The sequence below is a fragment of the Halomonas sp. SSL-5 genome (assembly GCF_030708455.1).
In the GTDB taxonomy this organism is placed as follows: Bacteria; Pseudomonadota; Gammaproteobacteria; order Pseudomonadales; family Halomonadaceae; genus Halomonas.
In genome coordinates this window covers 243,336-255,926 of record NZ_JAUYWF010000001.1, presented here as the reverse complement: position 1 = coordinate 255,926, position 12,591 = coordinate 243,336, and the positions used below count along the sequence as shown (strand labels likewise).

General features: G+C 69.1%; 13 protein-coding genes. 10 read left to right on the top strand and 3 right to left on the bottom strand.

Annotated features, from left to right (window positions below; translation table 11 throughout):
• Positions 1-11: 11 nt before the first annotated feature.
• From RAN53_RS01200 to RAN53_RS01180, 5 genes are all read left to right on the top strand, one after another.
• Positions 12-413: a GlcG/HbpS family heme-binding protein gene (locus RAN53_RS01200; protein WP_305794993.1), complete on the top strand. Its 402-nt coding sequence runs from the start codon at positions 12-14 to the stop codon at positions 411-413.
• A gap of 95 nt (positions 414-508) precedes the next feature.
• Positions 509-1,423, top strand: coding sequence for a DMT family transporter (locus RAN53_RS01195; RefSeq protein WP_305794992.1), 915 nt, complete (start codon positions 509-511; stop codon positions 1,421-1,423).
• Between the two features lie 36 nt (positions 1,424-1,459).
• Positions 1,460-3,046 carry a bifunctional GNAT family N-acetyltransferase/carbon-nitrogen hydrolase family protein gene (locus RAN53_RS01190; RefSeq protein ID WP_305794991.1) on the top strand — a complete coding sequence of 529 codons (1,587 nt, stop codon included), beginning with the start codon at positions 1,460-1,462 and terminating at the stop codon, positions 3,044-3,046.
• Between the two features lie 15 nt (positions 3,047-3,061).
• Positions 3,062-3,901 carry a zinc-dependent peptidase gene (locus RAN53_RS01185; protein WP_305794990.1) on the top strand — a complete coding sequence of 280 codons (840 nt, stop codon included), beginning with the start codon at positions 3,062-3,064 and terminating at the stop codon, positions 3,899-3,901.
• Positions 3,902-4,036: 135 nt separating this feature from the next.
• Positions 4,037-4,732: a TVP38/TMEM64 family protein gene (locus RAN53_RS01180; protein ID WP_305794989.1), complete on the top strand. Its 696-nt coding sequence runs from the start codon at positions 4,037-4,039 to the stop codon at positions 4,730-4,732.
• Here RAN53_RS01180 and RAN53_RS01175 read toward each other — a convergent pair whose 3' ends face one another.
• Both RAN53_RS01175 and RAN53_RS01170 read right to left on the bottom strand, forming a co-directional pair.
• Positions 4,733-6,037 (bottom strand): glycosyltransferase, encoded by a 1,305-nt coding sequence (locus RAN53_RS01175; protein ID WP_305794988.1) that lies wholly within the window; start codon positions 6,035-6,037, stop codon positions 4,733-4,735. It lies immediately after the preceding gene.
• Positions 6,038-6,255: 218 nt separating this feature from the next.
• Entirely contained in the window at positions 6,256-6,480 is a 225-nt protein-coding gene (locus RAN53_RS01170) for a glycine zipper 2TM domain-containing protein (RefSeq protein WP_305794987.1), read from the bottom strand.
• 310 nt (positions 6,481-6,790) lie between these two features.
• Between RAN53_RS01170 and RAN53_RS01165 the strand changes: the two genes are divergently transcribed.
• Positions 6,791-7,864, top strand: a complete 1,074-nt coding sequence (locus RAN53_RS01165; protein WP_305794986.1) for a tartrate dehydrogenase — start codon at positions 6,791-6,793, stop codon at positions 7,862-7,864.
• 61 nt (positions 7,865-7,925) lie between these two features.
• On the opposite strand, the gene RAN53_RS01160 is transcribed toward RAN53_RS01165, so the two are convergent.
• The gene (locus RAN53_RS01160; RefSeq protein WP_305794985.1) at positions 7,926-8,801 is read right to left on the bottom strand and encodes a class I SAM-dependent methyltransferase; all 876 of its coding nucleotides are present in this window, start codon (positions 8,799-8,801) and stop codon (positions 7,926-7,928) included.
• 222 nt (positions 8,802-9,023) lie between these two features.
• Here RAN53_RS01160 and RAN53_RS01155 point away from each other — a divergent pair, with 222 nt between their 5' ends.
• The 4 genes from RAN53_RS01155 to RAN53_RS01140 all read left to right on the top strand — a co-directional run bounded on the left by RAN53_RS01155 (position 9,024) and on the right by RAN53_RS01140 (position 12,468).
• On the top strand, positions 9,024-10,043 hold the full coding sequence (locus RAN53_RS01155) for a succinylglutamate desuccinylase (protein ID WP_305794984.1): 1,020 nt from the start codon (positions 9,024-9,026) through the stop codon (positions 10,041-10,043).
• Positions 10,044-10,239: 196 nt separating this feature from the next.
• Complete coding sequence (locus RAN53_RS01150) at positions 10,240-11,010, top strand: ABC transporter ATP-binding protein (protein WP_305794983.1); 771 nt, start codon at positions 10,240-10,242, stop codon at positions 11,008-11,010.
• A 22-nt stretch (positions 11,011-11,032) separates the two neighbouring features.
• The gene (locus tag RAN53_RS01145; RefSeq protein ID WP_305794982.1) at positions 11,033-11,737 is read left to right on the top strand and encodes an ABC transporter permease; all 705 of its coding nucleotides are present in this window, start codon (positions 11,033-11,035) and stop codon (positions 11,735-11,737) included.
• Positions 11,737-12,468 (top strand): ABC transporter permease, encoded by a 732-nt coding sequence (locus RAN53_RS01140; RefSeq protein ID WP_305794981.1) that lies wholly within the window; start codon positions 11,737-11,739, stop codon positions 12,466-12,468. Before RAN53_RS01145 ends, RAN53_RS01140 begins: the two co-directional genes overlap by 1 nt.
• The last annotated feature ends 123 nt before the right edge of the window (positions 12,469-12,591 follow it).

Sequence of the window (12,591 nt, the reverse complement as noted above, 5' to 3'; positions counted from 1 at the left end):
GAAGACCGCTAATGAAGACCAAGCCCGCCCTGACCCTGACCGACGTCAACGCCATCCTCGATGCCGCCCAGCAGGAGGCCGAGGCCAACGGCTGGGGCGTGACCATCGCCGTGGCCGACGACGGCGGCCACCTGCTCGGCCTGCGCCGCCTGGACGGCGCACCGCCCTTCAGCGCCGAGGTGGCCGCTCAGAAGGCCCGCAACGCCGCCATCGGCCGCCGCGAGACCCAGGCCTTCGAGGAGATGATCAACGGCGGCCGTACCGCCTTCGTCACCGCGCCCATGCAGTCGCTGCTGGCCGGCGGCGTACCGGTACTGGTGGACGGCGAGGTCGCCGGCACCGTCGGCATCTCCGGCGTCAAGCCCGACCAGGACGTGCAGATCGCCCGCGCCGGCGTGGCCGCCATCGCCTGAGGCCATGGCCACGAGTCATCGCCTCCGCGCAGGCGCTGCAGTAAGCTAAGGGCCCCCGCCACACGGGGGCCCTTGCGTTGGAGAAGAGGATAAGGATGTCACCACTTGCCTTCCTGGCGCCACTCGGCGCCGTGCTGATCTGGTCGGGCAACATGACCATCAACCAGCTCACCGTCGGCGCCATCGCGCCCAGCAGCATCGCCTTCCTGCGTTGGGTGCTGGCGCTCGCCGTACTCACCCCCTTCCTGGCCCCGGCGGCCTGGAAACATCGGGCGACGATCCGCCGCGAGTGGCCGAAGCTCGCCACCCTGGGCCTGCTCGGCATGGGGCTGTGGCAGGGGCTCGCCTACATGGCCGCCGAGACCACCAGCGCCACCAATATGGGCATCCTGGCCGCCATGGTGCCGCTGCTCACCGTGCTGCTCAGCGCCCTGATCCTGCGCGAGCCGCCGAGCCTCGGCGGGGTGGCCGGCGGGGTCCTGGCGCTGGTGGGCGTCGGCGTACTGCTGGGGCGCGGCAACCCGCTCGCGCTGCTGGAACTGACGGTGGCCAGGGGCGATGCCCTGATGCTGGTGGCCGCCACCTGCTACGCCCTCTACGGCGTGATGCTCAAGCGCTGGCCCATCGGCCTGCCGCCCTGGGTGCTGCTCTACGCCCAGGTGATCTTCGCGGTGCTCTTCCTGCTGCCGCCCTACCTCATGGGCCCCATGACCCCGGTCGACGCGAGCAACATCGGCCTGATCCTCTACGCCGGCATCCCCGCCTCCATCATCACCACCTTCCTGTGGATGCTGGCGATCCGCCAGATCGGCGCCAGCCAGGCGAGCATCTTCATCAACCTGATGCCGCTGTTCAGCGCCATCATCGCCATGTTCGCCCTGGGCGAGCACATCGCGCTGTTCCACTTCCTGGGCGGCGCGCTGATACTGGCCGGCGTGATCATGGCCCAGACCCTGACCCGGCCGCTGGCCAGCCCCCGAGCCAGCCGTGACGCCGACGGCCCGTGCTAGACTCTTCGCTCAGCTCCCCGATCAGAAGGATGCACCATGTCCCTCGACGACCTGCACCTCACGCTTCGCAACCTGGCGCTCGACGACTACCCCCAGCTCGAGTCGCTGATGGATGCCGTCTACCACGACATCGGCGGCGCCTGGTCGCGGCACACCATCGAGAAGCTGATCGAGTCCTTCCCCGACGGTCAGGTAGTCATCGAGGATGACGGTCGCCTGGTGGGCATCGCCCTGACCGTGCGGGTCGACTACGACGAGTTCACCAACCCGCACAAGTACGACGACCTGATCGGCAAGCGCGAGGTGATCCTCGACGCCCCCGAGGGCGACGCCATGTACGGGCTGGATGTGCTGATCCACCCCGACTACCGCGGCTACCGCCTGGGGCGGCGCCTCTACGACGCGCGCAAGGAACTGTGCCGCTCGCTCAACCTGCGCGCGATCCTGGCCGGCGGGCGCATCCCCCAGTATCACCAGCACGCCGATGAGCTCACCCCCACCCAGTACATCGACCGGGTGGCGCGCAAGGAGATCCACGACCCCATTCTCTCCTTCCAGCTGGCCAACGACTTCCAGGTCAAGCGCCTGCTGCGCGACTACCTCCCCGAGGACGAGAAATCCCAGGGCTACGCCACCCTGCTGGAGTGGAACAACTTCCTCTTCGAGCCCGCCGAGCTGGTCCTCGACACCCGCAAGACCCAGGTCCGCGTCGGCGCCGTGCAGTGGCAGATGCGCGAGTTCGACTCGGTGGAGGCGGTGCTGCAGCAGGTGGAGTACTTCGTCGACGCCCTCTCCGACTACAAGAGCGACTTCGCGGTCTTCCCGGAGCTCTTCAACGCGCCGCTGATGGGGCTGCAGGACCGCGCCGCCCAGCAGGACCAGATGGCCGCCATCCGCTTCCTGGCCAGCTTTACCGAGCGCTTCAAGACCGAGCTCTCGCGCATGGCGGTCTCCTGCAACATCAACATCATCGCCGGCTCCATGATCGAGGTGGGCGAGGACGACCGCCTCTACAACGTCGCCTACCTGTGCCACCGCGATGGCACCCTGGAGCGCCAGGCCAAGCTGCATATCACCCCCCAGGAGCGCCGCGACTGGGTGATCGAGGGCGGCGACGACCTCCAGGTGTTCGACACCGACGCCGGGCGCATCGGCATCCTGATCTGCTACGACGTGGAGTTCCCGGAGCTGCCGCGGCTGCTCGCCGACCAGGAGATGGACATCCTCTTCGTGCCCTTCTGGACCGACACCAAGAACGGCTACCTGCGGGTACGCCACTGCGCCCAGGCCCGGGCCATCGAGAACGAGTGCTACGTGGTGCTGTGCGGCAGCGTCGGCAACGTGCCCTCCATCGAGAACATGGAGATCCAGTACGCCCAGTCGTCGGTGTTCTCGCCCTCGGACTTCGCCTTCCCCCACGACGCCGTGCTCTCCGAGACCACTCCCAATACCGAGATGATCATGTTCTCGGACCTCGACCTGACGCGGCTGACCATGGTGCGCAACGAGGGCTCGGTGACCAATCTCAAGGATCGCCGCAAGGACCTCTTCGACCTGCGCTGGCGCGACTGGTCGTGGAAGTCCGGGGGCCGGCCATCCGGGGCCGACCTCGACGAGAACTGAAGAGGCGCCTGAGCGATGCTGGACCGCCTGCGCCGCTGGCGCGAGCAGCGCTTCGCGGCGCGCCACCCCTTCCCCGAGGCGGCCTGGGGCGAGGCCCGCGGGCGCGTGGCGCTGCTCGCCGCCCTGGCCGAGGAAGAGGCCGAGCGCCTGGGCCGGCGCGCCTGGCGCTTCCTGCACGCCAAGCGGGTCACCCTGCACCCCGAGCTCGCCGAGGCCACCCCCTTCGACCTGCCGGCCCGGCTGGCGCTGGCCGCCCAGGCCTGCCTGCTCACCCTGGGCTGGTCCGACGCGGAGCACCGCGAGGCCTTCGCCAACGTCCACGAGGTGCTGGTGATGCCCGACGCCTTCCAGCGCCGGGTGGAGGAGATGGACGAGTTCGGCGTGATGCACGAGTACGACGACGAGCGCGCCGGCGAGACCTCCCACCAGGGGCCGGTGGTGGTGGCCTTCCCCGACCTGATGGAGAGCGGCGACTTCTCGGGGTTCAATGTGCTGATCCACGAGTTCGCCCACAAGCTCGACATGGGCAACTCGCTGGATGTCGATGGCTTCCCGCCGCTGCCCGCCGAGATCGACCCACGCGAGTGGCACCGGGCGTTCATGGCGGTGTGGGACGATCTCCAGGCGCGGCTGGCGCGCGGCGAGGCCACCCCCATCGACGACTACGCTGCCACCCACCCCGGCGAGTGCTTCGCGGTGTGCTGCGAGGCCTTCTTCAGCGCCCCCGACCTGTTGCATGATGCCTACCCGGCGCTCTTCGAGGTGCTCGGCCGCTACTTCCGACAGGCGCCGCTGGCCCGCCTGCCGGCCGAGTGCCAGGCGCGGCCCCTGCCGGCCCACCCCGAGCGCCACTGACCCACCGCCCGTCACCCAGGAGGCGCCGATGATCGACCCGCGCAGCGACACCGTCAACCGCCACAGCGCCGCCATGCGCGACGCCATCGAGCGGGTGCTCGAGGCACTCATCGACTGCCTGGCGCAGCCACGGGCATGAGGGCGTCGTGCCGCCTTCCCGCCGCGCTGTGGCTGCCGCTGTTGGTGGTCCTGGCGCTGCTCCTGCTGGCGCTGGGCTGGCAGTGGCTGGCCCGGGAGGGGGTGCTGACCCTGGAGGCGCTGCGGGCGCTGGCCGCCTCGGCCCCCGGCTGGCGCGACGCGCCCTGGACGATCCTGGTGGTGATGGCGGTCTACGCCGGGGCCTCGCTGGTGATGTTCCCGCTGAGCCTGCTGGTGGGCGCGACCGGGCTGCTGTTCGGCCCCTGGTGGGGCTTCGGCTACGCCCTGGCCGGCACTCTGGGCGCCTCGCTGGTCACCTGGTGGGTGGGCCGGCGCATCGGCCGCGAGGCGCTGCTGCGCCATGGTGGCAAGCGCCTCAGGGGGCTCTCGCGCTACCTCTCCGGGCGCGGCATCCGCACCATGACCGTGGTCAACCTGCTGCCGCTGGCCCCCTTCACCCTCACCAACATGATGGCCGGCGCCTTTCGCCTGCGCCTCAAGGACTATCTGGTGGGCTCGGCGCTGGGGATCGCCCCCGGGCTCGCCGGGGTCACGCTGCTGGGCAGCCAGCTGGGGGAGCTGGCCACCGCCGAGAGCCGCGGCGAGCTCGCCTGGGGGGCCGGTGGCCTGCTGCTGGCGGTGCTGCTGCTGGTGGCGCTCAAGCGCTGGGCCGACCGTCGCCGGCGGCGCTGATCACTTCGCCGGCCCGCCGGGCCACCAGTCCGGACGCTCCTCCTCCCAGGTGGCGTGGACCAGTTTGCCGAGCACCCGACCTCGGTGGCGGAGCATCTGCCACTCCGCCCCCAGGCGATGGCGCACCCGCTCCCAGCCCCCCTCCTCGGCATGGGTGAAGGGGCCACCGGCGGCGATGGCACGCCGGTAGACCTCGAGGCAGCGCTCGGCACAGCGCGCCTCGTCGAAGGCCGCCGCGGTTCGCTGCGCCCCCTCTGCCAGGGGGGAGCGCGCCGCGGGGTCGACCAGCGTCACGAGGGCGGCGGCCATGGCCGCGGCGTCATCGCCCTCCAGCAGGCGACCGTTCTCGCCATCACGCACCACCTCACGCACCCCGGGGGCATCCAGGGCCACCACCGGCAGCCCGGTGGCCATGGCCTCGGCCACCACCATGCCCTGGGTCTCGCTGTGGGAGGCGAAGGCGAAGAGGTCCATGGCGTGGTAGGCATCGATCAGTGCCTGGCCCTGCAGGCGCCCGGTGAAGTGCACCCGCGCGTCGACGCCGGCCTCCTCGAAGCACGCCTCCATGGCCGGGCGCGCCTCCCCCTCCCCCACCACCAGGCAGTGGAGGCGCTCGTCGCGCTCCAGCGCCAGGCCCACGGCGCGCGCGAGGAAGTCGAGGTTCTTCTCGAAGGCCAGCCGCCCCAGGTGACCGACCACGCAGGCCGCCTCGGGAATCCCCAGCCGCTCGCGCCAGGCCCGGCCGTCGCCCGTCGCGAAGCGGCGCGTGTCCACGCCGCTCGGCACCACGCTGATCGACGCGTTGGCCCCGCGCTCGATCAGCAGCCGGTGGATACTCTCGCTGGGCGCGATCACCTCGTCACACAGCCGGGTGTACTCGGTGGCCAGGGCCACGGCGAAGCGCTGCATGCGCGGCGAGTCGCCGGGCACGTAGTGGGTGTAGTGCTCATAGAGGGTGTGGTGGGTGAACACCAGCGGCAGGCCGTAGGTCTCGGCGGTGCGCGCGGCGGTGTCGCCGAGCAGGAAGGGGTGATGCGAGTGCACGATGTCCGGGTCGAAGGCCTCCACCGCCTCGTGGAGCTGACCGGGGATCGGCACCGGCAGCGAGAAGTCGCTGCCGTTGAAATGCTGCATGGCCACTACCCGCACCACGTCCTGTTCATCATCGGCTTGGCCGTCCAGGCGCGGCGCCACCACCAGCACCCGATGGCCGAGCTCGCGCAGGCGGACCGTCAGTCGCTGCACCGACTCGCTGACGCCGCCAACGATCGGCAGGAAGGTGTTGGTAAACATGATGACGTTCACGAGGAGAGGCTCCGCTGCACGGGGGTAGGTAATTTGAACACACTCCGCCCGCCCGGCGGTTCGGATATTTCTGACCGTATGGATGTCGCGGTCGATGGCCTGGCCACCGCCTCAACAGTACCGGCAGCAATGCGACGACGACAAATTCTAGCTTATGGAGAGTACCCGTTGGCGCAACCGATCCCGAGATGGGAGATCGGCTGCGCCACGCTCACTTGTCAATCATCGTCGTCATCGACCTGGTGCCCGATAACGCCACCCACCACGGCACCGCCAACGGTACCAGCCGTGCTGCCTCCCGTCAGTACCGAGCCGCCGACGGCCCCGACACCCGCACCGAGGGCAGTGTTCCTGTCCTGGGTCGACATGCCAGAGCACGCCGCCAGGCCCAGCATCAGAGAGACGGCCAATGCACCAAGCGTCAAGCCTTGCATCCTGTTCATGATCTACCTCCATAAGTCCCCGTCGCAAGCCGCGACATCGTGGCTGAAAGCCAAGTGATACAACGCCCTGTGCACTACCATCCGTGACCAGAAGACTCTGCTTTGTGGCTGAAGTTCCCCTCTTATAAATTAGCCCCCTAACAGGATCCGCTTGCCTGACTCGCGGTCTCGAGGGAACAACAGCGAGCGCATCCTGGGTATTCGTCCCCGGCGTCCTGATCCGGCGCGACTGGCCAGGCGTCCACAGACGCGGCGGCTGTCAGGGGCTAGAGTAGGAGCATTCCCGGCACCGAGAAGAGGAGAAAGCTACATGGCACAGCGCATCGCAGTGATCCCCGGCGACGGCATCGGCAAGGAGGTGATGCCCGAGGGCGTGCGCGCCCTGAAGGCCGCCGCCGAGCGCTTCGGCATCGAGATCGAGCTCACCCCCTTCGACTTCGCCAGCTGCGACTACTACGCCGAGCACGGCCAGATGCTGCCCGACGACTGGTTCGACCAACTCAAGGGCTTCGACGCCCTCTTCTACGGCGCCGTGGGCTGGCCCGAGACCGTGCCCGACCACGTCTCGCTGTGGGGCTCGCTGCTGCAGTTCCGCCGCCGCTTCGACCAGTACGTCAACCTGCGCCCCTGCCGGCTGCTGCCCGGCATCAGGAGCCCCCTGGCCGACCGCAGGCCCGGCGACATCGACTTCTACGTGGTGCGCGAGAACACCGAGGGCGAGTACTCCAGTGTCGGCGGGAAGATGTTCGAGGGCACCGAGCGCGAGGTGGTGATCCAGGAGACGGTGATGACCCGCCACGGCACCGACCGGGTGCTGAAGTTCGCCTATGAGCTGGCCCGATCACGCCCGAGGAAGAAGCTCACCTCGGCCACCAAGTCCAACGGCATCGCCATCACCATGCCCTGGTGGGACGAGCGCGTGAAGGCGATGGGGGCGAACTACCCGGAGGTGTCGGTGGACCAGTTCCATATCGACATCCTCACCGCCAACTTCGTGATGCACCCGGACTGGTTCGATGTGGTGGTGGCCAGCAACCTGTTCGGCGACATCCTCTCCGACCTGGGCCCGGCCTGCACCGGCACCATCGGCGTGGCGCCCTCGGCCAACATCAACCCGGAGGGCACCTTCCCGAGCCTGTTCGAGCCGGTGCACGGCAGCGCCCCGGACATCGCGGGCAAGGGCATCGCCAACCCCATCGGCCAGATCTGGTCGGCGGCGATGATGCTCGAGCACCTGGGCCATCAGGAGGCAGCGGACGCCATCGTCGCCGCCTTCGAGGCGGTGCTCGCCGAGGGCGACAGCAACGTGCTGACGCCGGATGTGGGCGGCACCGGCACCACCGAGGGCCTGGGACTGGCCATCGCCGCGCGCATCACGGGTTAGGGTTTGGAACGCAGCCAGGCGGAAGCCGAAGCGAGCGGTCCAGCGGTGCGTGGCATTGGTCTCATGCCAGCCGCCAGCAGCCGGCCAGGATGCGCACCCGGTCCGCCGCCAGGTTGTCGCGCAGGTTGCGCCCCATCTCGGCGAAGCGCTCGCCGAAGATCAGCCCCGGCCCGGGCAGTGCCGGGCCGCCGGGGGCCGCCGCGGTGGCCTCGCGACGGCTGTGCTTCTGTCGCCAGGCCAGGGCCGTCTCGGTCGCGTCCTCGAGTGCCTCGATCACGAATCCCGCCTCGGCCAGACGTGTCTCGAGTGCTTCCCGTGTCTGCAGGTGGCTCGCCGCCGGCGTGCTGGCCCAGGGCACCGGCAGTGCCAGGGGCTCGGGGTTGTCGCCGGCGACCACCTCGTGGAGCAGCACCCGCCCGCCGGGCACCAGCAACCGGCGCCACTCCGCCAGCACCGCCGCCACCTCGGGCATGTTCATCAGCGCGTGCTGGCACCACACCGCATCGAAGGCACGACCGGGCAGCGGCGAGTACGCCGCATCCGCACACAGGAAATGGGTGTGGTCGGCCATGCCGGTGGCGCGACTGAGCCACTCGGCCGCCGCGACGAAGGCCGCGGTGATGTCCACTCCCACCGCCTCGCAGCCGAACTCGTCGGCCAGCAGACGGCTGGCGCCGCCGGTGCCGCAGCCCACGTCCAGCACCCGCTCACCGGGCGTGAGCCTGCCCAACACCGCCAGGTGGCGGCTGGCCCGACGCCCGCCCAGATGCAGCTGGTCGATCCCGGCGACCTCGTCGAGACTCAGGTGCTCGGGATCATGCCCCGCCGCGCGGAAGGCGGCCGCCAGGCGCACCACCAGCGGCTCGCCGCCGGCGCGTGCCGGGGCATCGTAGTGGCCCTCCAGGGGCGAAGGTGGCAAAACGGGGGCGGCGGGCATGGCGGGCTCCTGGCAGACTGGATAAGGGCAGGCGTGGACGGGTCATGGCGGTCAGCGGTGCCCAGCATAGCGCCGCCCCACCGGCCGCCCCATAGGCCAAAGGTCCCGCTGGCGGCGACTTTCACCCTGGCACCGACACTTTCACGCGGTCGACGTGCCCCTTGCCCGCCGTCGCCGCCTGGCGGAAGGTAGCCGTATGACCCACCGTCGAGGATCTGACCCATGAGCCCGTCGCGCCCCCCATCGGCATCCCGCGAGCCGCTGGCGACCTGGATCCAGCGCTGCCTGGATGGCGAGACCATCGCCCCCTTCACCCTGCCCGGGGGACGCGCCGTGCCGCATGGGGAGGGGCTGCTGGAGCTGGTGCCCGAACGCCCCGCCGCCGAGGCCCGCGCCTGCGTGCTCTCGGTGGGCATCCACGGCAACGAGACCGCGCCCATCGAGCTGCTGCAGGCCTGTCTCGAGCGTCTCTCCGAGGGCAAGGCGGCACTGGGGGCGCCGGTCCTGCTGATCCTGGGCAGCCCCGACGCAATCCGCCATGAGGTGCGCTTCGTCACCACCAACCTCAACCGGCTGTTTCGTCGTGACCCGGCCGAGCGAGGCAGGGAAGCGACACGTGCCCGGGAGCTGATGGCCGCAATCGATACCTTCTTTACGCGCAATGCCGACCGCCCGCGCCTGCATTACGACCTGCATACCGCCATCCGCGGCAGTCGCTATCCACACTTTGCGGTCAGCCCATGGAGCGAAGCCACCACCGTGGAGGCCGACCAGTGGCGCTGGCTGGCCGCGGCGGGGATCCAGGCGGTGCTGCACCAGCACTGCCACAGCTGGACCTTCTCCCATTTCAGCAAGTACTACCATGGTGCCCAGGCCTTTACCCTGGAGCTGGGCCACGCCCTGCCCTTCGGCCACAATGACCTGGCCCCGCTGGCGCCCATGGGGCGGATGCTCGAGGCGCTGCTAACGGGCCGGCGCCCGGCCGAAGCCGACCCGGCGCACCTGGTGTTCTTCCGCGTCGAGCACGAGCTGATTCGCCACAGCGTGGACTTCCGCCTGGCCTTCGCCGAGGACACCCCCAACTTCACCGAGTTCGCCCCGGGCACCCTGCTCGCCGAGGATGGCGAGCAGGGCGAGACCCGCGTCGCCGAAGTGCCGCTGGCGGTGGTCTTCCCCAACGCCGCGGTCGAGGTCGGTGCCCGGGCGGCGCTGCTGGTGGTGCCGAGCCCGCCACCGGCATGATGCTTCCCCCCTCCCTCGATACAACAATAATCATCAGGAGACTCCCCATGCCCCATGCCATCCACACCCCGTACAGGGGTAGACTACCCCGTTGGCTACGGTCCCCTTCCGGAAATCCTCCGGCCTGTTAGAATCCCCCCTTTTTTCATTCCCGACCCTCGATGCGGCGGACCGCCCACGAGCTGGAGCCCGACCCATGGCTGAAACCCCGATTCCGCTGGAAGTGCGCCACATCACCAAGCGCTTCGGCGATACCGAAGTCCTCAAGGGGCTGTCGCTCGAGGCCCACAAGGGTGACGTGATCACACTGATCGGCGCCTCCGGCTCCGGCAAGAGCACCTTCCTGCGCTGCATGAACCTGCTAGAACAGCCCGACGAGGGCGAAGTGATCGTCCACGGCGAGGCGATCCGCTTCAAGGAGACGAAGCACGGCCGCGAACCGGCCGACTGGAAGCAGGTGGTGCGCATGCGCGCGCGGCTCTCCATGGTCTTCCAGAACTTCAACCTCTGGGCGCACATGACCCTGCTGGAGAACATCATCGAGGCACCGGTGCATGTGCTCGGCAAGCCGAAGAAGGAGGCCATCGAGCACGCCCGGGCGCTGCTCGAACGCGTGGGCCTCACCGAGCGCGCCGACGCCTACCCGGCCCAGATGTCCGGCGGCCAGCAGCAGCGCGGCGCCATCGCCCGGGCGCTGGCCATGGACCCCGAGGTGATGCTGTTCGACGAGCCCACCTCGGCGCTGGACCCCGAACTGGTCGGCGACGTGCTCAAGGTCATGCGCGACCTCGCCGAGGAGGGCCGCACCATGATCCTGGTGACCCACGAGATGGCCTTCGCCCGCGACGTCTCCAGCCAGGTGATCTACCTGCATCAGGGCGTGATCGAGGAGTCCGGCCCGCCCGAGGCGGTGTTCGGCAACCCGCGCTCGGAGCGGCTCCGGCAGTTCCTGGCCCCCAAGCACTGAGCCGGCCCACGAGGAGAGTCCCATGATCGATCTTCACGGTTACGGCCCACGTCTCGCCGAGGGCGCGCTGGTCACCGTCGAACTGGCGGCGCTGTCGCTGGTCCTGGCCATCGTGCTGGGCCTGATCACCGCCAGCGCCAAGATGTCACGCAGCCGCATGGCCCACGCCACCGGCACTCTCTACACCACCATCATCCGCGGCGTGCCCGACCTGGTGCTGATGATGCTGCTGTTCTTCGGCGGCCAGATCGGCATCAACGCGATCACCGATCAGCTCTACGCGCGCTTCGGCTGGGATGTCTTCATCAACATCAACGAGTTCGTGGCGGGGGTGATCACCATCGGGCTGATCTTCGGCGCCTACATGGGCGAGACCTTCCGCGGCGCCTTCCTGGCCGTGGACAGCGGACAGATCGAGGCCGGCCGCGCCTACGGCATGGGCCCCTGGCTGGTGTTCCGGCGCATCCGCTTCCCGCAGATGATGCGCCACGCCATTCCCGGGCTCTCGAACAACTGGATGGTGCTGCTCAAGACCACCGCCCTGGTCTCGGTGATCGGCCTCTCCGACATGGTGCGCGTGGCCGCCGAGGCCTCCAAGGCGACCCGCGAACCCTTCACCTTCATGATCATCGTCGCGGCGGTCTACCTGCTGATCGCCAGCGTCTCCGAGTGGGCCTTCGCCCGCCTGCAGAAGCGCTATGACGTCGGCTTCGGGGAGGTCAAGTGATGGAGGCCCTGACAAGCCGTCTCGAGGCACTGCTGGCCGACAACAGCATCTTCACCCTGCAGACCCTCGGCTACTACGGCGAGGGGCTGGTCACCACCGTGCAACTGGTGTTCCTGTCGCTGGTGATCGGCCTGGTGATGGCGGTGCCGCTGGCCATCGGCCGCGGCTCGCGGCATCGCTGGATCAGCCTGCCGATCTTCCTCTACTGCTACGTGTTCCGCGGCACGCCGCTGCTGGTCCAGCTCTACCTGATCTACTACGGCGTGGTGTTCGTCGAGGGCATCCAGGACACCTGGCTGTGGGTGATCCTGGAGAAACCCTTCGTGCCGGCGCTGATCGCCTTCACCCTCAACACCGCGGCCTACACCACGGAGATCTTCCGCGGCGCCATCAAGGCCACGGCTCGCGGCGAGATCGAGGCGGCGCGGGCCTACGGGATGTCCCATGGCCTGATGCTGCGGCGGATCGTGCTGCCCAGCGCCTTCCGCCGCGCCCTGCCCGCCTACGGCAACGAGGTGATCTTCATGCTTCACGCCAGTGCCATAGCAAGCGTGGTCACCATCATGGACCTCACCGGGGCGGCACGCTTCGTCTATGCGCGCTTCTATGCGCCCTTCGACGCCTTCCTGTTCGTGGCGGCCATCTACCTCTGCCTGACCTTTGCCATCCTCTACTTCTTCCGCTGGCTGGAGCGTCGCCTGCTCGCCCACCTCAAGCCGGCGGGCGGCTGAGCCAAGCGTCAAACAACCGTTGGGAACCAGCGTTTACCTACACGCCGGTTCCCCCTTCCGACCCACCCGGTGATCCGCTATGGTTGGCCTGTCATCACCCACAAGGTGATTCCACCAACAACA